The 22,774-nt window shown below is 54.1% G+C and carries 24 protein-coding genes and 1 other annotated feature; of the genes, 10 read left to right on the forward strand and 14 right to left on the reverse strand.

Going from position 1 to position 22,774, the window contains the following annotated elements; translation table 11 throughout:
- Nucleotides 1–216: 216 nt before the first annotated feature.
- The 3 genes from clpB to rluD all read right to left on the reverse strand — a co-directional run bounded on the left by clpB (nucleotide 217) and on the right by rluD (nucleotide 4,628).
- On the reverse strand, nucleotides 217–2,790 hold the full coding sequence (gene clpB, locus INF58_RS20530; RefSeq protein ID WP_063450038.1) for an ATP-dependent chaperone ClpB: 2,574 nt from the start codon (nucleotides 2,788–2,790) through the stop codon (nucleotides 217–219).
- Nucleotides 2,791–2,919: 129 nt separating this feature from the next.
- Nucleotides 2,920–3,651: a purine nucleoside phosphorylase YfiH gene (gene yfiH / locus INF58_RS20535; RefSeq protein WP_193528400.1), complete on the reverse strand. Its 732-nt coding sequence runs from the start codon at nucleotides 3,649–3,651 to the stop codon at nucleotides 2,920–2,922.
- Nucleotides 3,648–4,628 carry a 23S rRNA pseudouridine(1911/1915/1917) synthase RluD gene (gene rluD / locus INF58_RS20540; protein WP_063450040.1) on the reverse strand — a complete coding sequence of 327 codons (981 nt, stop codon included), beginning with the start codon at nucleotides 4,626–4,628 and terminating at the stop codon, nucleotides 3,648–3,650. The genes yfiH and rluD overlap by 4 nt, the downstream gene beginning before the upstream one ends.
- 131 nt (nucleotides 4,629–4,759) lie before the next feature.
- Here rluD and bamD point away from each other — a divergent pair, with 131 nt between their 5' ends.
- The 4 genes from bamD (at nucleotide 4,760) to pheA (ending at nucleotide 7,527) form a co-directional block, all read left to right on the forward strand.
- Nucleotides 4,760–5,497: an outer membrane protein assembly factor BamD gene (gene bamD / locus INF58_RS20545; protein ID WP_063450041.1), complete on the forward strand. Its 738-nt coding sequence runs from the start codon at nucleotides 4,760–4,762 to the stop codon at nucleotides 5,495–5,497.
- A 267-nt stretch (nucleotides 5,498–5,764) separates the two neighbouring features.
- The gene (gene raiA, locus INF58_RS20550; RefSeq protein WP_008502470.1) at nucleotides 5,765–6,106 is read left to right on the forward strand and encodes a ribosome-associated translation inhibitor RaiA; all 342 of its coding nucleotides are present in this window, start codon (nucleotides 5,765–5,767) and stop codon (nucleotides 6,104–6,106) included.
- A gap of 104 nt (nucleotides 6,107–6,210) precedes the next feature.
- Nucleotides 6,211–6,336 (forward strand) — a sequence feature (Phe leader region).
- Nucleotides 6,212–6,259 carry a pheA operon leader peptide PheL gene (gene pheL, locus INF58_RS20555; protein WP_100229775.1) on the forward strand — a complete coding sequence of 16 codons (48 nt, stop codon included), beginning with the start codon at nucleotides 6,212–6,214 and terminating at the stop codon, nucleotides 6,257–6,259. (Overlaps the previous feature by 48 nt.)
- Nucleotides 6,337–6,366: 30 nt before the next feature.
- Nucleotides 6,367–7,527 (forward strand): bifunctional chorismate mutase/prephenate dehydratase, encoded by a 1,161-nt coding sequence (gene pheA / locus INF58_RS20560; protein ID WP_063865216.1) that lies wholly within the window; start codon nucleotides 6,367–6,369, stop codon nucleotides 7,525–7,527.
- Here the strand turns inward: pheA and INF58_RS20565 are convergent.
- From INF58_RS20565 to aroF, 3 genes are read right to left on the reverse strand one after another with little or no spacing between them, the layout of a single operon-like run.
- Nucleotides 7,524–8,396 (reverse strand): SMP-30/gluconolactonase/LRE family protein, encoded by an 873-nt coding sequence (locus tag INF58_RS20565; protein WP_193528401.1) that lies wholly within the window; start codon nucleotides 8,394–8,396, stop codon nucleotides 7,524–7,526. The genes pheA and INF58_RS20565 overlap by 4 nt on opposite strands.
- Before the next feature lie 60 nt (nucleotides 8,397–8,456).
- Complete coding sequence (gene tyrA / locus INF58_RS20570; RefSeq protein WP_063450044.1) at nucleotides 8,457–9,578, reverse strand: bifunctional chorismate mutase/prephenate dehydrogenase; 1,122 nt, start codon at nucleotides 9,576–9,578, stop codon at nucleotides 8,457–8,459.
- Between the two features lie 10 nt (nucleotides 9,579–9,588).
- Nucleotides 9,589–10,659, reverse strand: a complete 1,071-nt coding sequence (gene aroF, locus INF58_RS20575; RefSeq protein ID WP_063450045.1) for a 3-deoxy-7-phosphoheptulonate synthase AroF — start codon at nucleotides 10,657–10,659, stop codon at nucleotides 9,589–9,591.
- 479 nt (nucleotides 10,660–11,138) lie between these two features.
- Here aroF and INF58_RS20580 point away from each other — a divergent pair, with 479 nt between their 5' ends.
- From INF58_RS20580 to INF58_RS20590, 3 genes are read left to right on the forward strand one after another with little or no spacing between them, the layout of a single operon-like run.
- Complete coding sequence (locus tag INF58_RS20580) at nucleotides 11,139–11,675, forward strand: YfiR family protein (protein ID WP_193528402.1); 537 nt, start codon at nucleotides 11,139–11,141, stop codon at nucleotides 11,673–11,675.
- Complete coding sequence (gene dgcN, locus INF58_RS20585) at nucleotides 11,668–12,888, forward strand: diguanylate cyclase DgcN (RefSeq protein WP_102750703.1); 1,221 nt, start codon at nucleotides 11,668–11,670, stop codon at nucleotides 12,886–12,888. Before INF58_RS20580 ends, dgcN begins: the two co-directional genes overlap by 8 nt.
- Before the next feature lie 12 nt (nucleotides 12,889–12,900).
- Nucleotides 12,901–13,383, forward strand: coding sequence for an OmpA family protein (locus INF58_RS20590; RefSeq protein WP_193034002.1), 483 nt, complete (start codon nucleotides 12,901–12,903; stop codon nucleotides 13,381–13,383).
- Nucleotides 13,384–13,385: 2 nt separating this feature from the next.
- Here INF58_RS20590 and INF58_RS20595 read toward each other — a convergent pair whose 3' ends face one another.
- The 7 genes from INF58_RS20595 to ffh all read right to left on the reverse strand — a co-directional run bounded on the left by INF58_RS20595 (nucleotide 13,386) and on the right by ffh (nucleotide 18,823).
- On the reverse strand, nucleotides 13,386–14,756 hold the full coding sequence (locus INF58_RS20595) for a PepSY domain-containing protein (RefSeq protein ID WP_193528403.1): 1,371 nt from the start codon (nucleotides 14,754–14,756) through the stop codon (nucleotides 13,386–13,388).
- Nucleotides 14,757–14,794: 38 nt separating this feature from the next.
- Complete coding sequence (locus INF58_RS20600) at nucleotides 14,795–15,199, reverse strand: DUF2946 domain-containing protein (protein ID WP_193528404.1); 405 nt, start codon at nucleotides 15,197–15,199, stop codon at nucleotides 14,795–14,797.
- A gap of 132 nt (nucleotides 15,200–15,331) precedes the next feature.
- Nucleotides 15,332–15,679, reverse strand: coding sequence for a 50S ribosomal protein L19 (gene rplS, locus INF58_RS20605; protein WP_002914145.1), 348 nt, complete (start codon nucleotides 15,677–15,679; stop codon nucleotides 15,332–15,334).
- A gap of 43 nt (nucleotides 15,680–15,722) precedes the next feature.
- Entirely contained in the window at nucleotides 15,723–16,490 is a 768-nt protein-coding gene (gene trmD / locus INF58_RS20610) for a tRNA (guanosine(37)-N1)-methyltransferase TrmD (RefSeq protein WP_193528405.1), read from the reverse strand.
- 30 nt (nucleotides 16,491–16,520) lie between these two features.
- On the reverse strand, nucleotides 16,521–17,060 hold the full coding sequence (gene rimM / locus INF58_RS20615; RefSeq protein WP_006811638.1) for a ribosome maturation factor RimM: 540 nt from the start codon (nucleotides 17,058–17,060) through the stop codon (nucleotides 16,521–16,523).
- Between the two features lie 15 nt (nucleotides 17,061–17,075).
- Nucleotides 17,076–17,324: a 30S ribosomal protein S16 gene (rpsP, locus tag INF58_RS20620; protein ID WP_022649067.1), complete on the reverse strand. Its 249-nt coding sequence runs from the start codon at nucleotides 17,322–17,324 to the stop codon at nucleotides 17,076–17,078.
- 137 nt (nucleotides 17,325–17,461) lie between these two features.
- The gene (gene ffh, locus INF58_RS20625) at nucleotides 17,462–18,823 is read right to left on the reverse strand and encodes a signal recognition particle protein (RefSeq protein ID WP_003863132.1); all 1,362 of its coding nucleotides are present in this window, start codon (nucleotides 18,821–18,823) and stop codon (nucleotides 17,462–17,464) included.
- Between the two features lie 166 nt (nucleotides 18,824–18,989).
- On the opposite strand from ffh, the gene INF58_RS20630 reads away from it, so the two are divergent.
- Both INF58_RS20630 and INF58_RS20635 read left to right on the forward strand, forming a co-directional pair.
- Nucleotides 18,990–19,781, forward strand: a complete 792-nt coding sequence (locus tag INF58_RS20630) for an inner membrane protein YpjD (RefSeq protein ID WP_107535614.1) — start codon at nucleotides 18,990–18,992, stop codon at nucleotides 19,779–19,781.
- A 19-nt stretch (nucleotides 19,782–19,800) separates the two neighbouring features.
- On the forward strand, nucleotides 19,801–21,087 hold the full coding sequence (locus tag INF58_RS20635; protein WP_063450050.1) for an HlyC/CorC family transporter: 1,287 nt from the start codon (nucleotides 19,801–19,803) through the stop codon (nucleotides 21,085–21,087).
- 51 nt (nucleotides 21,088–21,138) lie between these two features.
- Here the strand turns inward: INF58_RS20635 and grpE are convergent, their stop codons facing one another.
- Nucleotides 21,139–21,732 (reverse strand): nucleotide exchange factor GrpE, encoded by a 594-nt coding sequence (gene grpE / locus INF58_RS20640; protein ID WP_063450051.1) that lies wholly within the window; start codon nucleotides 21,730–21,732, stop codon nucleotides 21,139–21,141.
- Nucleotides 21,733–21,854: 122 nt separating this feature from the next.
- On the opposite strand from grpE, the gene nadK reads away from it, so the two are divergent.
- Nucleotides 21,855–22,733, forward strand: coding sequence for an NAD(+) kinase (gene nadK / locus INF58_RS20645; RefSeq protein WP_063450052.1), 879 nt, complete (start codon nucleotides 21,855–21,857; stop codon nucleotides 22,731–22,733).
- Nucleotides 22,734–22,774 lie beyond the last annotated feature (41 nt).

The raw sequence follows: 22,774 nt of genomic DNA on the forward strand, positions 1-22,774 counted from the left end.
TTTATTTTGCTTTTCTCTGCTGACCCGGCGGCTTGCGTGCCGTTGTTCCGTGTCAGTGGAGGCGCATTATAGGGAGTAATTCTGAACCTGCAAGCGTAAAGTGAAAATTATTTACTGACCGCTCACTTTCCAGGCAAACCACCCTCCAGACCTCAATTTTCGCCTGGTTTTTAAACAAAAACGAGCCGCAAGCGGCCCGTTTTTGCGTTTTGTGACTTACTGCACTGCCACAATGCGATCGTCGTTGGCTTCCAGACGGATAACTTTGCCCGGAACAAGCTCCCCGGAGAGAATTTGCTGCGCCAGCGGGTTTTCGATCTGCTGCTGGATAGCTCGTTTTAACGGACGCGCGCCATAAACAGGATCGTAACCATTCTCGCTCAGCAGTTTCAGTGCATCATCCGAGATGTGGATTTCATACCCACGGTCTTCCAGACGCTTGTACAGACGCTGCAACTGGATCTGTGCAATCGACGCGATGTGTTTCTCACCCAGCGGATGGAACACGACCACTTCATCAATACGGTTGATGAACTCCGGACGGAAGTTTTGGCTGACCACACCCAGCACCAGATCTTTCATATGGCTGTAATCCAGCTCACCGAAGCGTTCCTGAATTAAATCGGAACCCAGGTTAGAGGTCATGATCACCACCGTGTTACGGAAGTCGACCGTTCTCCCCTGCCCGTCCGTCAGGCGTCCATCATCCAGTACCTGCAACAGGATGTTAAATACGTCAGGGTGTGCCTTTTCCACTTCATCCAGCAGGATGACGGAATAAGGACGACGGCGAACCGCTTCCGTCAGGTAACCGCCCTCTTCATAACCGACATATCCCGGAGGCGCACCGACCAGACGCGAGACGGAGTGTTTCTCCATAAACTCGGACATATCGATACGCACCATTGCGTCATCGCTGTCGAACATAAAGTTAGCCAGCGCTTTACACAGCTCGGTTTTACCGACACCGGTTGGCCCCAGGAACAGGAACGAGCCGATTGGACGATTCGGATCGGACAGCCCTGCACGGCTACGACGAATGGCGTTAGATACCGCTTCGACCGCTTCGTTCTGGCCAATAACGCGCTGATGCAGATCCTGCTCCATACGCAGCAGTTTCTCGCGTTCGCTTTCCATCATGCGAGCCACAGGAATACCCGTCCAGCGCGCCAGCACTTCGGCAATCTCGGCATCCGTCACTTTATTACGCAACAGACGCATGGTTTTGCCTTCCGACTGCGTGGCGATCTCAAGCTGTTTTTCCAGCTCAGGGATCTTGCCGTACTGTAGCTCGGACATCCGCGCCAGGTCCCCTACGCGCCGCGCCTGCTCAATGGCAATTTTCGCCTGCTCCAGTTCAGCCTTGATTGTCTGGGTGCCAGAGAGGGAGGCTTTCTCAGCTTTCCACTCTTCTTCCAACTCAGAATACTGGCGCTCTTTCTCATCCAGCTCTTCGTTGAGCATATCGAGGCGTTTCTTACTCGCCTCATCAGACTCTTTGTTCAGCGCCTGCTGTTCCAGCTTGAGCTGGATAATGCGGCGATCGAGTCGGTCTAACTCTTCCGGCTTCGAGTCAATCTGCATGCGGATACTGGACGCGGCTTCATCGATAAGGTCGATGGCTTTATCCGGCAGCTGACGATCGGCGATATAACGATGCGAAAGCGTCGCCGCCGCAACGATGGCCGGGTCAGTGATCTGCACGTGATGGTGCAGTTCATAGCGCTCTTTCAGACCGCGCAAAATAGCGATGGTATCTTCAACGCTTGGTTCAGCGACAAACACCTTCTGGAAACGACGCTCCAGCGCGGCATCTTTTTCAATGTACTGACGATACTCGTCCAGCGTGGTGGCACCGACGCAGTGAAGTTCACCACGTGCCAGCGCAGGTTTCAGCATGTTCCCGGCATCCATTGCGCCGTCAGCTTTACCGGCCCCAACCATGGTATGCAGTTCGTCAATAAACAGGATGACGTTACCTTCCTGTTTCGCCAGATCGTTCAACACGCCTTTCAGACGCTCTTCGAACTCGCCGCGATATTTCGCCCCGGCCACCAGCGCGCCCATATCCAGAGCCAGCACCCGGCGGCCTTTCAGCCCTTCAGGCACTTCACCATTAACGATACGTTGCGCCAGCCCTTCAACGATGGCGGTTTTACCGACGCCGGGCTCACCAATCAGCACCGGGTTGTTTTTGGTACGACGTTGCAGTACCTGGATAGTCCGGCGAATTTCTTCGTCACGGCCGATCACCGGGTCAAGCTTGCCCTGCTCGGCACGTTCGGTCAGGTCGACCGTAAATTTCTTCAAAGCCTGACGTTGGTCTTCGGCTCCCTGATCGTTCACGCTTTCACCTCCGCGCATTTTCTCAATCGCCTGGGTCACATTGGCGGTGGTTGCACCGGCGGATTTCAGCAGGTCGGTCAAGGTACCGCGTGATTCAAGCGCCGCCAGAACAAACAGCTCTGACGAAATAAAGTTGTCCCCACGTTTTTGCGCCAGCTTGTCGCAAAGGTTCAGCACGCGCACCAGATCCTGCGACGGCTGGACGTCGCCACCGGTACCTTCTACCTGTGGTAAACGGCTCAACGCCTGATCGATGGCGGTGCGTAACTGGCCGGCATTAATGCCAGCGGACGTTAATAAAGGACGTACCGATCCCCCTTCCTGATTCAGCAAGGCGCTCATTAAATGAAGAGGTTCGATAAACTGGTTGTCGTGCCCCAGTGCGAGGGACTGGGCATCGGCGAGAGCAAGCTGGAATTTATTAGTAAGACGATCCAGACGCATAACTCCTCCCATAACAGGTCAAATTTGCTACTGGAGATTAAATGAGGTCATCCCTCAATTATTCAAGGTTAATAACCTGAATTATGTGAAAAGAAAACGGCGCGTGCCGGATCGTCTTGATTCTTTAGGTTATATCAGCCAAATGAAACTTGCCATACGGCCTGTCGTCTTGTCGCGGCGATAGGAGAAAAAATCACCCTTTTCGGTGAAGGTACAGCGATCGCCACCGAAGATCTGAGTAACCCCAACGTTATTCAAACGTTGACGGGCCAGCTGATAAATATCGGCCAGATATTTGTCACCGGAAGCCACAAACGCGTCTACCGCTTGCGGATCTTTTTCCATAAAGGCTTCGCGCACTTCAGGGCCTACCTCAAACGCCTGCGGGCCAATCGCCGGGCCAAGCCAGGCAATGATATTCGCGGGAGTGTCCCGGAAACAGGCGACGGTCTCTTCCAGCACGCCTTCGCACAGCCCGCGCCATCCGGCATGGGCAGCAGCCACTTCAGTTCCCGCCTGATTGCAGAACAACACAGGCAGGCAATCGGCGGTCATCACCGCGCAAACCGTTCCCGGCGTATTGCTGTACGAGGCATCGGCGCGTTTAGACACGTAAGGCTCACCCGACAGCGTCAGCACCGCTTTACCGTGCACCTGCTCAAGCCAGACCGGTTTTGAAGGAAGGTTTCCCGCAGCAAAAAGACGCTTACGGTTCTCTTCAACGTGTTCCGGGTTATCGCCACAGTGCGCGCCGAGGTTCAGAGAATCCCATGCGCCCTGGCTCACGCCACCGATACGGGTCGAACTACAGGCGGCCACGCCTTCAGGCAGCGGCCACTCCGGGACAATCAACTTGGTCATAACCAGTCCACGTGATCCTTATGTTCTTCGAAATCTGCGCGCATCGCGTCGATAAGTTCCACCATATCCTGTGGGATCGGCGCATGCCATTCCATCTGAATTCCGGTAATGGGGTGGTAAAGACGTAGCATCGTCGCATGCAGCGCCTGACGATCGAATTTACGCAGCACGGAGATGAATTCATCCGATGCCCCTTTTGGTGGACGCGGACGACCGCCGTAAACCGGGTCACCCACCAGCGGATGGGTAATATGCGCCATGTGCACGCGGATCTGGTGGGTACGCCCGGTTTCCAGACGCAGACGCAGGCGCGTATGAATACGGAAATGCTCCATGATGCGGTAGTGGGTCACCGCCGGTTTACCCATCGGGTGCACGGACATATGCGTACGCTTGGTTGGGTGACGGCTAATCGGCTCTTCCACCGTGCCGCCAGAGGTCATATGACCAATGGCCACCGCCTCATACTCACGCGTGATTTCGCGCAGCTGTAAAGATTCCACCAGGCGAGTCTGTGCAGGAATCGTCTTCGCCACTACCATCAGACCCGTAGTGTCTTTATCCAGACGGTGAACGATACCGGCACGCGGTACGTCAGCAATCGGCGGATAATAATGAAGGAGTGCGTTAAGTACCGTACCGTCAGGATTGCCCGCGCCCGGATGAACAACAAAATCGCGCGGCTTGTTGATGACCAGAATATCGTCATCTTCGTAGACGATCTCCAGGGGGATGTCCTGCGGCTCGAAGCGAATTTCCTCTTCGATTTCAGCATTGATGGCGACAGCTTCCCCACCAAACACTTTCTCTTTAGGTTTGTCCCAGATCTTGCCGTTTACCAGCACGCGCTGGTCAAGGATCCATTCTTTTATGCGTGAACGCGAATAATCAGGGAACAATTCGGCCAAAGCCTGATCTAAGCGTTGACCGAGCTGATTTTCGGAGACTGTTGCGGTGAGTTCTACTCGTTGTGCCATAAACTGCTTCTTCGTTTAACGTTGGGTTTTACGGCTTTGCCGTTTAATATAGTGTGCTATTGTAGCTGGTCTTAATCGGGAGCAGGAACTGAGTTTCTCCCGGACAAACATTTGAGGAAAGTCAAAACGTCATGACGCGCATGAAATATCTGGTGGCAGCGGCCACGTTGAGCCTGGCTTTGGTGGGCTGCTCCGGTTCGAATGAACAGGTCCCTGACAATCCGCCGAATGAAATCTATGCGACTGCACAACAAAAGTTGCAGGACGGTAACTGGAAACAGGCGATAACGCAACTGGAAGCGTTGGATAATCGCTATCCGTTTGGTCCGTATTCGCAGCAGGTACAGTTAGATCTTATCTACGCCTACTACAAAAACGCCGATCTGCCGCTGGCTCAGGCAACCATCGATCGTTTCATGCGTCTGAACCCTACCCATCCTAACATCGATTACGTGATGTACATGCGCGGCCTGACTAACATGGCGCTGGATGACAGTGCATTGCAGGGCTTCTTCGGGGTGGATCGTTCTGACCGTGACCCGCAACATGCGCGTGATGCTTTCAATGACTTCTCCAAACTGGTGCGTAGCTACCCGAACAGCCAGTACATTACCGATGCCACTAAGCGTCTGGTGTTCCTGAAAAATCGTCTGGCGAAATACGAGTACTCCGTTGCGGAATACTACACCCGCCGCGGCGCATGGGTTGCCGTGGTTAACCGTGTAGAAGGCATGCTGCGTGATTATCCGGATACACAGGCGACGCGTGATGGCCTGAAGCTGATGGAGAATGCTTATCGCCAGATGCAGATGACGGCTCAGGCTGACAAAGTGGCGAAAATTATTGCCGCGAACAGCAGCAATACCTGATCCCGCTACAACGCAAAACGGCAGCCCGCAGGCTGCCGTTTTTTTATTCATTCAGACTCCCGCTGAAGCGGTTTAGCCTCAACACATCCAGTCAACTATGACCGCAATTGCTGGCTTCGACAAGGTAAATCTCACCTCTTCCTGCCCTGCCTCACAAAAAAGATTCCCTGACAAAAACCGACAAAATAACGTGATCTAAATCACACATTTTGACATTAGGTCGGGTATGCTGGAATCACCAAGACGGAAAGACAAGAGGTAAAATTTATGACAATGAACATTACCAGTAAACAAATGGAAATTACTCCGGCAATCCGCCAGCACGTCGCAGACCGTCTCGCCAAACTGGATAAATGGCAAACACATTTGATTAACCCACATATCATCCTGTCCAAGGAGCCGCAGGGTTTCATCGCTGATGCAACTATCAATACTCCAAACGGCCATCTGGTCGCCAGCGCAAAACACGAGGATATGTACACCGCAATTAACGATTTGATCAACAAGCTGGAACGGCAGCTCAATAAAGTGCAACACAAAGGTGAAGCCCGTCGCGCCACAACGTCGGTGAAAGACGCCAGCTTCGCGGAAGAAGTTGAAGAAGAGTAATCCTCTAAAATTGAGTGTACCGACAACGCGCCTCCGGGCGCGTTTTTTATTGACAGGATCAAAACAGTACAGGTACTTTAACCCTATCAATTTCAGGACGACCTTATGAAACAGACGCCGTTTTTCTTCGCATTCTTTTTTACCTTCCCCTGACCGGGAGGCGTTTCGTCGTGTGATAAAGAATGCGAAGACGAACAACAAGGCCTCCCACACCGGGAGGCCTTTTTTATTGATAACGATAAATTGAGACAGACAACACTATGACACCGGAAAACCCGCTCCTGGATTTGCGCGTAAAGATCAGCGCTCTCGATGAAAAATTACTGGCCCTGCTGGCAGAACGCCGCGCCCTCGCCGTTGAAGTGGGCAAAGCCAAGCTGGATTCCCATCGGCCGGTACGCGATATCGATCGCGAACGTGATTTACTGGAACGGTTGATTCAGCTCGGCAAAGCGCATCATCTGGATGCCCACTACATCACCCGCCTGTTCCAGCTCATCATCGAAGATTCCGTTCTGACGCAGCAAGCCTTGCTCCAGCAGCATCTGAACAAAACTAACCCGCACTCTGCGCGCATCGCATTTCTCGGCCCGAAAGGCTCCTATTCTCACCTGGCGGCTCGCCAGTACGCCGCCCGCCATTTCGAAGAGTTTATTGAGAGTGGTTGTGCGAAATTTGCAGACATTTTCAACCAGGTCGAAACCGGCCAGGCGGATTACGCCGTGGTGCCTATCGAGAACACCAGCTCTGGCGCCATCAACGATGTTTACGATCTGCTCCAGCACACCAGCCTGTCGCTGGTCGGTGAGCTGACTATTCCTATCGATCACTGCGTGCTGGTCGCCGGCTCAACGGACCTGAGTCAGATCGAAACGGTTTACAGCCACCCGCAGCCGTTCCAGCAGTGCAGCCAGTTCCTGAACCGTTATCCTCACTGGAAAATTGAGTACACCGAAAGCACCTCGGCGGCGATGGAAAAAGTGGCGCAGGCAAACTCCCCTGCCGTCGCGGCACTCGGTAGCGAAGCGGGCGGCGCACTGTATGGCTTACAGGTGCTGGAGCGCAATCTGGCTAACCAGACGCAGAATATCACCCGTTTCGTGGTTCTGGCCCGCAAGGCCATCAACGTGTCCGATCAGGTACCGGCGAAAACCACCCTGCTGATGGCGACCGGACAGCAGGCGGGCGCGCTGGTTGAAGCGCTGCTGGTGCTGCGTAATCACAACCTGATCATGACGAAGCTGGAGTCCCGCCCAATCCACGGCAATCCGTGGGAAGAGATGTTCTATCTCGACGTTCAGGCCAACCTGGAATCTGCATCCATGCAGAAAGCCCTGCGTGAGCTGGGCGAGATCACCCGCTCCATGAAAGTGCTGGGATGCTATCCGAGCGAAAACGTGGTCCCGGTCGATCCGGCTTAACGTTCGATAAAGCGGCTTTTCTTCATCCCTGCCACATTTACGGGCAGGGTGAAGATAGCCCCGGAAAGCGGAAATTTTGCCAGTTCCTCCGCCTCCATGTTTTCCCGCGTGGTGGTGATAAACAGCGTTTTCATATCGTTGCCGCCAAAGCAGACCATTGTCGGGCAACGTACCGGCAGCCGGTGCTCTTCCAGCTGTTCTCCCTGCGGGGAAAACCGCGCTATACGCCAGCCGTCAAACAGCGCGCTCCAGTAGCAGCCTTCCTCATCCATTGCCGCACCGTCGGGAATACCTTCTCCCTCGCTAAAACGGCGAAATTCTTCGCGCGTTCCGGGTTCAGCCTGCTCATCAAGCGGCGTACGGTAGATCACGCCGTTCGGCGTATCAGAGGTAAACATCCACCGTTTGTCAGGGCTAAACGCTAAACCGTTATGCCCCTGAATATCGCACTGGATCACTTTCGGCGTCAGGTCGTTGTCGATACGCATCAGCATGGCGCCGTTATAATCTCCCGGCCCCCAGAAGGTGCCCGCGTAAAACCGTCCCAGATGGTCGGTGCCACCGTCATTAAAGCGTGCAAGCAGCGGATTAGACGGGTTATCGCAAACCTTACGCTGGAGCAGGCCGTGTTTATCGGCCAGCCAGATGGCGTTACGCATCGCGACGATAAATCCGCCGCGTTCACGCAGGGCAAAACACCCGACTTCTTCATGGAATGAGAGCACCGAGTGTTCCGCGGTGGGCAGATGATACCGATGGATTTCCCCTTCCAGAATATCTGCCCAGTAGAGCGCATTTTCTTCTGCACTCCACGTCGGGCATTCGGGCAGATGCCCGGTATAGTTCAACAGCAGCTGCGGTTCAGCCATAACAGATCCCCAAAAAGAAAAAAGCCAGCATTGCTGGCTTTCAGTATATACATCATCCGATTACTGGCGACTGTCATTTGCCTGGCGCAACAGCGTGCGGCTTTCACTCTGGAATCGCGTGGCGTAATCACCGAACCAGTGCTCCACTTTACGGAAACTGTCGATAAAGGCCTGCTTATCGCCCTGCTCCAGCAAGGTGATCGCTTCGCCAAAACGCTGATAATAACGTTTAATCAGTGCCAGGTTGTTTTCAGACGACATAATGATGTCGGCATAAAGCTGTGGATCCTGCGCAAACAGTCGCCCGACCATCGCCAGCTCGAGACGATAGATTGGCGAGGAAAGCGCCAGCAATTGTTCAAGCTGAACGTTCTCTTCCGCCAGGTGCAGCCCATAGGCGAAAGTTGCAAAGTGGCGCAGCGCCTGAATAAACGCCATGTTCTGGTCATGCTCTACCGCGCTAATGCGGTGTAAACGCGCCCCCCAGACCTGAATCTGTTCCAGGAACCACTGGTAGGCTTCCGGCTGCCGTCCGTCACAATAAACCACGACCTGTTTCGCCAGGCTGCCGCTGTCCGGGCCAAACATCGGATGTAACCCAAGCACAGGGCCGGTGTGTGCCGCCAGCATGGCCTGTAGCGGACCATTTTTAACGGAGGCCAAATCCACCAGAATGCAATCTTCCGGCAGGGGAGGAAGTTTACCGATGATCTGCTCCGTCACGTGGATCGGCACGCTGACGATAACCATACCGGCGTCTTTCATCCGCTCCGCCGCGTGCGGCCAGTCCTCTTTCTCCAGAATGCGCACCTGATAGCCAGAGAGCGTCAGCATTTTTTCAAACAGACGCCCCATCTGCCCGCCGCCACCGACGATAACCACCGGACGCAGCGACGGACAAAGGGTTTTGAAGCCCTTGTCGTTTTCGCTGGAATAGGACTCGCGCATCACGCGGCGCAGGACGTCTTCAATCAAATCAGGTGAAACGCCCAGAGCCTGCGCCTCTTTACGGCGGGAGGCAAGCATAGAGGCCTCGCGCTCCGGAACGTAAATCGGCAGGCCGTATTTGCTTTTCACTTCGCCGACTTCAGCAACCAGCGCCATGCGGCGCGCCAGAAGATCCAGCAGCGCCTTATCCACTTCATCAATTTGATCGCGCAGTGCGGTCAATTCAGCAACCATAACTACCCTCTTAAGCCAGACGCGTCGCCAGCTGGCCGTTCAAATCTTTGTGGATCTCACGCAGCAGCGCATCGGTGGTTTCCCAGCTGATACAGGCATCCGTAACGGAGACGCCGGGCTTCATCGCGCTGCGCGGCTGTTCCGATGACTGATTGCCTTCATGAATATTACTTTCAATCATCAAGCCGATAATTGAACGGTTGCCATCTTTAATCTGTGCAATCACAGACTCTGCAACCGCTGGCTGGCGACGGTAATCTTTATTCGAATTACCATGACTGCAATCTACCATTAGCGCCGGACGCAGTCCTGCCTGTTCCATTTCTTTTTCACACTGCGCAACGTCCGCCGGGCTGTAGTTCGGGGCTTTACCGCCGCGGAGGATCACGTGACCGTCCGGGTTGCCCTGGGTTTGCAGCAGGCATACCTGGCCCGCCTGGTTGATCCCAACAAATCGGTGCGGCATTGCGGCGGCGCGCATGGCGTTAATCGCCGTCGCCAGGCTACCGTCGGTACCGTTTTTAAAACCAACCGGCATAGACAGACCAGACGCCATCTCGCGGTGGGTTTGTGATTCGGTGGTGCGCGCGCCAATCGCGGACCAGCTAAACAGATCGCCAAGGTACTGCGGGCTGTTCGGATCCAGCGCTTCGGTTGCCAGCGGCAGGCCCATGCTGACCAGTTCCACCAGCAGGCGACGCGCAATTTTCAGCCCTGCTTCCACGTCAAACGAGCCATCCATGTGCGGATCGTTGATCAATCCTTTCCAGCCAACCGTCGTGCGTGGCTTTTCAAAATAGACGCGCATCACCAGGTAGAGGCTATCGCTGACCTCCTCCGCTAATGCTTTAAATCGACGTGCGTACTCAATGGCGGTTTCAGGATCGTGAATAGAGCAAGGGCCGCATACCACCAGCAGACGCGGATCGCGGCCAGCGATAATGTCAGAAATGGTCTGGCGAGAATGCTCAATCTGAGCTTCCTGCGCGGCGCTCAGCGGAAACTCCGCCTTCAGTTGATCCGGGGTAATTAAAACCTGTTCGTCAGTGATATGTACGTTGTTCAGCGCGTCTTTTTGCATGATTGCGATCCTGTAAAACTCGTTTGCGATAGTGGTTTCTCTCAAGGAGGTAACACAACGATACCACAACAAGTAAAGATTTCAATCCAAAATACGTACACTTTAATTTACAGAAGCCATTTTAATGCCAAAAACTCAGGTTTAAAACGTAAACATAAAATTACACATGCGCATTTACTGCCCGTCTACGCTCACGCAAGGAACACTATCCAGGCGCTGGCCGTTAGCTTAATAACTCTCTGATGAATCGAAGGGAAACTTGCGTGGCACATGTATTCAGGCAACAAAGAATGAATGAAATTATGAATTCCAGCAGACTTAATCGAAACTGGCTTTATTCTCGGGAATATAGTTCGCCCTAAGATTTAGCTTAGGTCAATACAGGGATATTTCTGACATAATGACGGCTTTAAGAAACAATGGTATTCTGCCGGAAATTCTTAAGGACATCTATTTCCGGGGCGGTTTGGCGGATTCTGATGAGAAATACATTCTTGATCGCTTTGCTTCACCTCCCCCTGGCGCTAATGCTGTTCATTTTAGTGAGTCCTGCAAGGGCAGGCTCGTTTACGGAAACGGATAAATCGGTACGTTCGATTGTTTCCGGTATTGTGAGCTACACCCGATGGCCAGCACTGTCCGGCCAGCCGAAGCTCTGTATTTATGCCTCTTCCCGTTACAGACAGGCGCTTAGCATTGAAGATGTAAATAACCCGTTGCCCTATACCCCTGTCATTGTGCATAGCGATCGGGAAGCGCTCGCGGCAAGGTGTGATGCCCTCTATTTCGGGAGTGAGTCGCCGGCAAATCAACAGGAAATAATAAATCAATATCAAGGCCATGCGTTGCTATTAATGTCAGAGCAAAATCCTGAATGCGTTATTGGCAGCGCATTTTGTCTGATAATAGAGTCCAACCAGGTCAGGTTTTCCGTCAATCTGGACGCGCTGGCGCGCAGTGGCGTAAGAGTCAATCCGGATGTATTAATGCTCGCGCGGAATAAGAAGCATGAATAAGGATGTCATATCAACACCGCGTCCAACGTTTAAAAGAACGTTGCGGCGAATCAGCATGATAAGCGTCGTTATAACGATGACGTTTATATGGCTGCTGCTGTGTTTCGCTTCCGTGGTGACATTAAAGCAATACGCGCAAAAAAACCTCGAACTCACCGGCGCCACCATGAGCCACAGCCTTGAAGCCTCTCTGGTGTTCAACGATGCCGTGGCGGCAAACGAAACGCTCGCGACCCTCGGTAAGCAGGGGCAGTTTGCCGTGGCGGAAGTGCTTAACGCGCATCATAAACGGTTTGCCTGGTGGTCATGGAACCCGGCGGATAATACCGACACGCTGGGCGCGCTGGTCAGCCGCTGGTTGTTCCCCGTTCCTGTCGCACAGCCCATCATGCATAACGGCAATGTGATTGGCGAAATTCGACTGACCGCACGAGACAGCCTGATTAGCCACTTTATCTGGCTCTCATTTGCGGTTCTTACCGGCTGCATTCTTATTGCCTCTGCCGTCGCATTAACCATCACCCGCTCGCTCCATCATGGCATGGTCGCTGAAATGCAAAACATCACTGACGTTGTGCATGATGTCCGCACCAACCGCAACTTCTCTCGCCGGGTAACGGAAGGCCGCATTGAAGAGTTTCACCAGTTTGGCGAAGACTTCAACAGCCTGCTGGATGAAATGGAGGAGTGGCAGCTCAAGCTACAGGCCAAAAACGCTCAGCTGTTGCGTACCGCTATGCACGATCCGCTCACGGGGCTCGCAAACCGCGCCGCGTTTCGCAACAACATTGCGGCATTGATGAATGACGCTTCGGCAAAAACCAATTCTGCCCTGCTCTTCCTGGACGGTGATAACTTCAAGTTTATCAACGACACCTGGGGCCATGCCGCGGGTGACTGCGTCCTGATCGAAGCCGCAAAAAGGATGGTCGAATTTGGCGAAAAGCGTCATCAGTCTTACCGTCTCGGCGGCGACGAGTTTGCCATGATCCTTTACGGCGTCCATACCGAGCGTGAGGTGGAATATATTTGCGCCGCGCTGTCGCAGCAATTTATTCGTCCGTTTGATCTGCATAACGGGCACACAGCATCAATGTCACTCAGCATTGGCTTTGCTCTGGCGTGGGAAAATGGCTCCGTTGAGGCATTACTGGAGCAAGCCGATCGCAATATGTATCTGGTCAAGAACCAGCGTTCGAAAACAATATCCTGAAAGGAAGACGATATGTTAAAGCGATACTTTGCGCCGTTATTACTGGCATCTCTGGCTATGTCCGGGTGTCAGACGCCGGACGGTAAATTCACACCAGCGCAAATTGCGGCCATGAAGTCCTACGGCTTTAACGAACTGAACGGCGACTGGTCTCTGGGCCTGTCGGATAAGATCCTGTTTGATAAAAATGAAGCCAGACTGCGCCCGGAAAGTGAAACGCAGATCCAGACTATGGCCTCACGTCTGGCGGCAACCGGTCTGAATCACGCCCGGATGGACGGCCATACGGATAACTATGGTGAAGAGCGCTACAACGAAGCGCTTTCGTTAAAACGCGCCAACGTCGTGGCGGATGCCTGGGCGAAGGGCGCGAACATCCCGCGCAGCAACCTCACCACGCGGGGCTTAGGTAAAAAATACCCGGTCAGCAGTAACCGCACTGCGCAAGGGCGCGCTGAAAACCGCCGGGTTGCGGTGGTCATCAGCACGCCATAAGGCTATTTAACGGATGATCCGGCGAGCGACACGCCTGAAGCCGCTCGCCAGCGCAGCCAGTCGATTGCAATGAACACCGCCAGGCTGACGCCCATCACCGGCAACGCCAGCCCCAGCAGAACGCTTATCAGCAAGGTCACTCCCCTTCCCCACAGCGGCAATGCCAGCCAGCTTTGACTGAGCGTCTGGACCGGGTTCGCGGCTGACGTTGCAGGCCGACGCATCCACCACATCCGGTATCCCAGGATAATCAGCACGCACAGCGCAACACCAAACGCGATGAGCACCAGCTGATTTGCCAGACCAAACAGGATCCCCATATGGAAATCCACGCCCCAGCGGGTGAGTTTCGCCATCAGCGGAAAATCCTCGAAGCAAGTGCCGTCCAGCACCTTCAGAGAGTGGGGATCCACGGCAACGGCATCAACCTGCGTCGGCCAGCTGCGATCGATTTCCGTCACCGTCCAGGCCTGGTCAGCCCTTTTTGCCGGGCGGATCTCAACTTTGTTCGCATCAATCCCCGACTGGCGAGCAGCCTGCAACACGCTGTCAAAAAGCGACAGCTCGACCGGCATGTCAGGCATCGTCATTGCACCGTGATGGCCACGGTGTTCGGCGTGTTCATCCATCATTTCCGGCGCACCGGAAAGCTGGGTATTAACCTGCGGCGTCAGCCAGTTCATCTCTGCCCGCAGCTTGTCAACGTTACCCCCGGCCCATTGTGACCAGGTTAAACCGGTGGCTGAGAACAGCAGCATTCCCGCCAGCAGCGTCCAGCCTAACATCACATGCAGGCGACGACGATTCTGGAAACGGTTATTAATGCGGCGCTTTGGTCGGGTATAGAACCACAGCGCGATACCGCCCAGGGCAGCAACCCACATCCAGGAGGCGGCTAACTCGCTATAGAGCCGCCCGAGGTTGCCCAGCATCAGCGAGGTATGCAGATAATCGATTGTCTGGCGCAGCGGCAAAATCCCGCTGGTGCCGTACACGGTCATATCCCCGCGTAGTTCAAGGCTGACAGGATCAACAAAGAGCGCCCGGTGTTCGGAGGGAGCAAGCTTCGGGTCGGCAAACATCACGCGGGTCGTTTCGCCCTTTTCCAGCCCCGGACGAACGGCATGTAAACGCAGCGCTGAACCCACGGCGTTTTCTGCCACGGCAATTTGTTCAGCAAGAGGCTGCGCATCACCCACGGCATCCGTGTGGAGTGCGTTACGGTACAGCGCATTTTCAAGCTGCGGCGTTGCCACATACAGCGTACCGGTCAGCGCGGCGAAGAAGATAAACGGACCGACAAACAGCCCGATGTAGAAATGGAGGCGACGCAGCAGGTTTCCCCATGCCGCGCGCGGAGTGCAGGTAGTCATACTTTTCCTTTTTAAGGCAAAAAGTGAGTGATTTTGTTTTAAAGGGAGAAAGCAGACCGCCGCGGCGGCGCGCGGGTATCAGGATAAAGCCAGGGGAAGAAGTGCCAGTGGCTGACCGCCTGACGTGGCGGCTTCAGCCGCAGCCGCTGCAACACCACGCTGAGCAGAACGATAAGCGCCAGCATCACGCCCGGCACGTGCGCCAGCAGTACGCAGTAGCCGCACGCCTCCGCATGGTCAACCGGCATCGTGTGTGGCATATCGCCGTGATGCTCGTCCATCGACATCATGCTCATATCATGGTGCATGCCAGGCATCACGCTCATGGGATCTTTTTGCAGCGAGACGGAGATCAGCGGCGCCACGACGATCAGCAGGATCGCAAACAGCGCGGTCAATGCCGCTGCGCGTTTCCAGCTATGCTGATGAAGTACGTTATCCACTTACCCTCCATCCAAGAGGCGCATATTGTAAATGATTTATAACGGAAGGGTTAACGCGAGAGGTGCGATAGGATAAAAAAAGGGCCAGCCTTTCGGCCAGCCCTTTCTAACAGGATGTCGCTTAAGCGAATCTTAGTTCAGACGCTCTTTAATACGAGCAGACTTACCAGTACGCTCACGCAGGTAGTACAGTTTAGCTTTACGTACAGCACCACGACGTTTAACAGCAATGCTGTCAACTACCGGAGAGTGAGTCTGGAAGACACGCTCAACGCCTTCGCCGTTGGAAATTTTACGAACAGTGAATGCAGAGTGCAGACCGCGGTTACGAATAGCGATAACCACGCCCTCGAATGCCTGCAGACGTTTTTTGGAACCTTCAACAACCCATACTTTCACTTCCACGGTGTCACCTGGACGGAAGGAAGGTACGTCCTGCTTCATCTGCTCTTGTTCAAGTTGCTTAATAATGTTGCTCATAATTTAATCTCTTATCCTGGGTAAACTGATATTCGGGAGCGTATTACGCATTCCCATCATGTTCATGCTGCTGGTGCGCGTGTTCAGTTTTGAACTCGGCCAGCAACTTTGCTTGCTCTTCAGTCAGAGCCAGGTTTTCCAGAAGTTCAGGTCTTCTAAGCCAGGTTCGGCCCAGCGACTGCTTCAAACGCCAGCGACGTATCTCGGCATGGTTTCCTGACAGTAACACCGCCGGTACTTCCATCCCTTCTAACACTTCAGGACGAGTATAGTGTGGACAGTCCAGCAATCCATCGGCAAAGGAATCTTCCGTTGCCGAAGCTTCATGGCCCAGAACACCCGGAATAAACCGGGCAACGGAGTCAATCAGCGTCATTGCGGGTAACTCACCACCGCTGAGAACGTAATCGCCGATAGACCATTCTTCGTCAATCTCGGTTTGAATTACGCGCTCATCTATCCCTTCGTAACGACCACAGACCAGAATCAGCTTTTGATTCGTCGCCAGTTCGCTCACGCCCGCTTGATCAAGCTTGCGTCCCTGAGGTGACAGATAAATCACCTTCGCGCCTTCACCTGCCGCGGCTTTTGCTGTGTGAATGGCGTCCCGTAAGGGTTGCACCATCATCAACATCCCCGGTCCGCCGCCGTAAGGACGATCGTCCACGGTACGGTGCCGGTCATACGTGAAGTCACGCGGACTCCAGCTCTGGATGCTCAGCAGGCCATTCTTTACTGCCCGGCCAGTTACCCCGTAATCGGTAATCGCGCGGAACATTTCAGGAAACAGGCTAATTATGCCAATCCACATAGCGCCGTCTTTTACCGTTTATCCGGAGAATTAAAAACCAGGATCCCAATCTACTTCAATGGTTTGAGTAGCGAGATCGACTTTCTTGATAACCTGTCCATCGAGGAACGGGACCAGCCGCTCCTTGATGCCAAATGCATCTTTCAGGTTTGCCTTAATGACGAGAACGTCATTTGACCCGGTTTCCATCATGTCGATGACTTTCCCCAGGCTGTAGCCTTCAGTGGTCACTACCTGGCAACCCATAAGGTCTTTCCAGTAGTAGTCGCCCTCTTCCAGCTGCGGCAACTGCGACGAATCCACGACAATTTCACAATTAGTCAGCGCATTCGCGGCATCACGATCGTCAATGCCTTTCAGCTTGATGATGATGTCCTGATTGTGGTGACGCCAGCTTTCCAGCTCGACCTCTTCCCACTTACCGGCTTTCTGGATAAACCAGGGCTGGTAATTAAAAATGCTATCAGCGTCTTCAGTGGAGGAAAACACTCTGAGCCAACCACGGATACCGTAGCAAGAACCCATTTTTCCCAATACGATCGGTTCAACAGGTGCTTTATTGCTCATCATGACCACCGTGACAGATTAAGCTGCTTTGTTTGCTGCTTTGATCAGCGTAGCAACGCGATCGGAAACAGTAGCGCCCTGGCCAACCCAGTGAGCGATACGATCCAGATCCAGACGGGTTTCTTCTTCTGCGCCAGAGGCCAGTGGGTTGAAGAAACCAACGCGCTCAATGAAGCGACCGTTGCGTGCATTACGGCTGTCAGTCACAACAACCTGGTAGAACGGACGCTTTTTAGCGCCGTGACGTGCTAAACGAATAGTTACCATAACATCCTCTTGTGTGAATAAAACAACCGGGCCCCATCGAGGAACGGAGCCCGGGTGTCATATTAAAAGCCCGAAAATTTTACTGATTTTTGGGGAAAATGCAATCAGCAGTTGATCAGTCTGCTGTAAAAGGCCGATTAACGCCCAGGGAATCCTGGTGGCATCATGCCTTTCATGCCGCGCATCATCTTCGCCATGCCGCCTTTCTTCATTTTCTTCATCATGCGCTGCATGTCGTCGAACTGTTTCAGAAGGCGGTTAACGTCCTGCACCTGCATGCCGCAGCCGGCTGCGATACGGCGCTTACGCGACCCTTTGATGATTTCTGGCTTCGCACGCTCTTTCAGCGTCATCGAGTTGATGATGGCTTCCATACGCACCAGCACTTTGTCGTCCATCTGCGATTTAACGTTGTCCGGGATCTGCCCCATGCCCGGCAGCTTGCCCATCAGGCTTGCCATGCCGCCCATGTTTTTCATCTGACGCAGCTGCTCAAGGAAGTCGGTCAGATCGAAGCCGTCGCCTTTTTTCAGCTTGCTGGCGAGTTTTTCCGCCTGCGCGCGGTCGACCTTGCTCTCAATATCTTCGATCAGCGACAGCACGTCGCCCATGCCGAGGATACGGGAAGCAATACGATCCGGGTGGAACGGCTCCAGCGCTTCGGTTTTCTCGCCCACGCCGAGGAATTTGATCGGCTTACCGGTGATGTGACGAATAGACAGCGCAGCACCGCCGCGGGCGTCACCGTCCACTTTGGTCAGCACCACGCCGGTCAACGGCAGGGCTTCGTTAAACGCTTTCGCGGTGTTCGCCGCATCCTGACCGGTCATGGCATCAACGACAAACAGGGTCTCTACCGGGTTGATAGAGGCGTGCACCTGCTTGATCTCGTCCATCATCGCTTCGTCGACGTGCAGACGACCGGCGGTATCCACCAGCAGCACGTCGTAGAATTTCAGCTTCGCCTCTTTCAGCGCGGCATTCACGATATCGACAGGCTTCTGCGCCACGTCGGACGGGAAGAAGTCCACGCCAACCTGCTCAGCCAGCGTTTCCAGCTGTTTGATCGCCGCCGGGCGATAGACGTCCGCCGAAACCACCAGCACCTTTTTCTTGTGCTTTTCGCGCAGGAATTTCCCCAGCTTACCGACGCTGGTGGTTTTACCTGCACCTTGCAGACCCGCCATCAGCACCACGGCAGGCGGCTGGGCCGCCAGGTTAAGCACCTGGTTCTCTTCGCCCATCGCCGAAACCAGTTCGTTACGAACGATTTTGACGAACTCCTGACCCGGGGTCAGGCTCTTGTTAACTTCATGACCAACCGCTTTCTCTTTCACACGGTTGATAAAATCACGGACGACCGGCAACGCAACGTCTGCTTCCAGCAGCGCCATGCGCACTTCGCGCAGCGTTTCCTTGATGTTCTCTTCGGTGAGGCGTCCACGGCCGCTGATGTTGCGCAGCGTGCGCGACAAACGATCGGTTAAATTATCAAACATTGTCTCTCGCCTGGGGTAGAAACGTTAGGTCGCCTGGGCGACACATACACAGAATTTTGCCGGAGTATAACATGAAGGCGCCTTTGTTGTTATGCAACGGTTGGAGCAGGCGTCACGTAACGTTATACTGCTTCTCTTTCTTATTAAGACAACTGTCGACGCCTATATGCCTGTTTTCGCACTGATCGCCCTTGTTGCCTACTCTGTCAGCCTCGCGCTGATCATTCCTGGCCTGCTGCAAAAAAACAGCGGCTGGCGGCGCATGGCTATTCTTTCGGCGGTAATCGCATTGATTAGCCACGCGTTTGCGCTGGAATCACGCATCATTCCCGGCGACGGCAGCGTGCAAAACCTGAGCGTGCTGAACGTCGGCTCGCTGGTCAGCCTGATGATCTGTACGGTCATGACCATTGTCGCGTCTAAAAACCGCGGCTGGCTGCTGCTGCCGATAATCTACGCCTTTGCGCTGATCAACCTGGCGTTAGCCACGTTCATGCCTAATGAGTTTATTACCCATCTGGAAGCCACGCCGGGGATGCTGGTGCATATTGGCCTGTCGCTTTTCGCCTACGCGACGCTGATCATTGCCGCCCTTTACGCCATGCAGCTCGCCTGGATTGACTACCAGCTGAAAAATAAAAAGCTGGCGTTTAACCACGAAATGCCGCCGCTGATGGTGATTGAGCGTAAGATGTTCCACATCACCCAGGTCGGCGTGGTTCTGCTGACGCTGACGCTGTGCACAGGTTTGTTTTATATGAAGAACCTGTTCAGCGTGGAGAATATCGATAAAGCAGTCCTCTCCATCATTGCGTGGTTTGTCTATATTGTCCTGTTATGGGGCCATTATCATGAAGGCTGGCGCGGTCGTCGCGTGGTCTGGTTCAACGTTGCGGGTGCCGGCATTCTCACGCTTGCCTATTTCGGTAGCCGCTTCATACAGCAATTTGCTGGCTAAGTAACAAAAGGAGTTCCCCCTGGAACACATCTCTACCACCACGCTGATCGTCATTCTGGTCATCATGGTGGTCATCTCCGCTTATTTCTCTGGCTCTGAAACCGGCATGATGACGCTGAACCGCTACCGGTTGCGTCATCGGGCCAAGCAGGGTAACCGTGCCGCGCGTCGTGTCGAAAAGCTGCTGCGTAAGCCAGACCGCCTGATTAGCCTGGTGCTTATCGGTAACAACCTGGTCAACATTCTCGCCTCTGCGCTGGGCACCATCGTCGGGATGCGTCTGTACGGCAACGCCGGCGTGGCGATTGCCACAGGGGTGCTTACGTTTGTGGTGCTGGTGTTTGCGGAAGTGCTGCCCAAAACCATCGCGGCGCTTTACCCGGAGAAGGTCGCCTACCCGAGCAGTTTCCTGCTAGCGCCGCTGCTTATTCTGATGATGCCGCTGGTCTGGCTGCTGAATATGGTGACCCGTGTGCTGATGCGCATGGTCGGTATCAAGGCCGACGTCACCATCAGCAGCGCGCTGAGTAAAGACGAGCTGCGTACCATCGTGAACGAATCCCGTTCGCAGATCTCCCGCCGCAATCAGGACATGCTCCTGTCGGTTCTGGATCTGGAAAAGGTCAGCGTTGACGACATTATGGTGCCGCGAAACGAAATCGTCGGAATCGATATTAACGACGACTGGAAGGCGATCGTCCGCCAGCTGACGCACTCCCCGCACGGGCGCATCGTGCTCTATCGCGATTCCCTCGACGATGCCATCAGCATGCTGCGCGTGCGCGAGGCCTATCGCCTGATGACCGAGAAAAACGAGTTCACCAAAGAGGTAATGCTGCGCGCCGCCGACGAAATCTACTACGTACCGGAAGGCACACCGCTCAGCACGCAGCTGGTGAAGTTCCAGCGCAACAAGAAGAAAGTCGGCCTGGTGGTGGATGAATACGGTGACATCCAGGGGCTGGTAACGGTGGAAGATATTCTGGAAGAGATTGTCGGGGACTTTACCACGTCGATGTCGCCTTCCCTTGCGGAAGAGGTTACCCCGCAAAACGACGGGTCAGTGCTTATCGACGGCAGCGCCAACATTCGTGAAATCAATAAAGCGTTCAACTGGCATTTACCAGAAGACGAGGCGCGAACGATGAACGGCATGATTCTGGAAGCGCTGGAAGAGATCCCGGCGGCAGGTACGCGTGTGCGTATTGAACAGTATGATATTGATATTCTGGACGTTCAGGACAACATGATTAAGCAGGTCAAAGTCCTGCCCGTTACGCCACTTCGGGAAAGTATTGCCGAATAGAAGGTAGGCCGGGTGAGGCGAACGCCGCCACCCGGCACTACAGGTAGCAAATTAGGCTTTCGCTTTCGCCACGGTGACCATCGCAGCGCGAATAGTACGACCGTTCAGGGTATACCCTTTCTGCATCACGCCCAGCACGTTACCCGCGGCAACGTCTTCTGACTCGACCATCGCAATGGCCTGGTGAACGTTTGGATCCAGCGGGACATCCGTATCGGCAATCACTTCAACACCGAACTTACGCACCACATCCAGCATGGATTTCAGCGTCAGCTCGATGCCTTCAATCATCGCCGCGTTATCCGGATTAGCTTTATCCGCCACTTCCAGCGCGCGATCCAGGCTGTCGATCACCGGCAGCAGTTCGTTGACGAATTTCTCCAGCGCAAATTTGTGCGCCTTTTCAACGTCCAGCTCGGTACGACGGCGCAGGTTTTCCATTTCCGCTTTGATGCGCAGTACGCCATCGCGTTCGCGATTCTGCGCTTCTACCAGCTGAGCTTCCAGGTTGGCAATTTTTTCATCGCGCGGGTCCACCTGCTCAGCAGACGCGTCTGGCTCTACTGCCTCAACTTCATCGTGCTGTTCCGTGATAATTTCTTCAGGGGCTTGCCCCTCAGGCGTTTTCTGTTCTTTACTACTCATGAATTTCTCCGCGTTTTTCTGCATTCATCTCGCTAACTTCGCTTATTATGGGGATCAGTTTCCTGGATTCAAGGGAACAAGGCAGATTGTCATCATTCATCAGGCACAAGGACCTCCAGAACATGAATAATCATTTCAGGTGTATTGGGATCGTCGGCCATCCGCGTCACCCTACCGCATTGACGACACATGAAATGTTGTATCGCTGGCTGAGTGGTAAAGGCTATGAAGTGATGGTCGAGCAGCAGATCGCCCAGGAGTTGCAGCTTAAAAGCGTCAGAACCGGCACGCTGGCGGAAATTGGCCAGCAGGCGGATCTCGCCGTGGTGGTCGGCGGCGACGGTAATATGCTGGGCGCGGCGCGAACGCTGGCTCGCTATGATATTAAGGTGATTGGTATTAACCGTGGCAATCTCGGTTTCCTGACCGACCTCGACCCGGACAATGCGCAGCAGCAGCTGGCGGACGTGCTGGAAGGCCACTATATCAGTGAAAAACGGTTTTTGCTGGAAGCCCAGGTGTGTCAGCAGGACTGCCAGAAGCGCATCAGCACCGCCATTAACGAGGTGGTTCTCCACCCCGGTAAAGTAGCGCACATGATCGAGTTCGAAGTCTACATCGACGAAATCTTCGCGTTCTCGCAGCGGTCTGACGGGCTGATTATTTCAACACCAACGGGCTCAACCGCCTACTCGCTTTCAGCCGGAGGCCCAATCCTGACGCCATCGCTGGATGCGATAACCCTGGTGCCGATGTTCCCGCACACGCTCTCGGCGCGTCCGCTGGTGATCAACGGCGACAGCACCATCCGCCTGCGTTTTTCCCATCGCCGCAGCGACCTGGAGATCAGCTGCGACAGCCAGATTGCGCTGCCCATTCAGGAGGGTGAAGATGTACTCATTCGCCGCTGCGATTACCACCTGAACCTCATTCACCCGAAAGATTACAGCTATTTCAATACATTAAGCTCCAAGCTCGGCTGGTCAAAAAAATTGTTCTGATTTTGCATCCAGCGCTTTACTGTATATAAAACCAGTTTATA

It is taken from the genome of Enterobacter cloacae complex sp. P24RS, from assembly GCF_014982165.1.
Classification (GTDB): domain Bacteria; phylum Pseudomonadota; class Gammaproteobacteria; order Enterobacterales; family Enterobacteriaceae; genus Enterobacter; species Enterobacter quasihormaechei.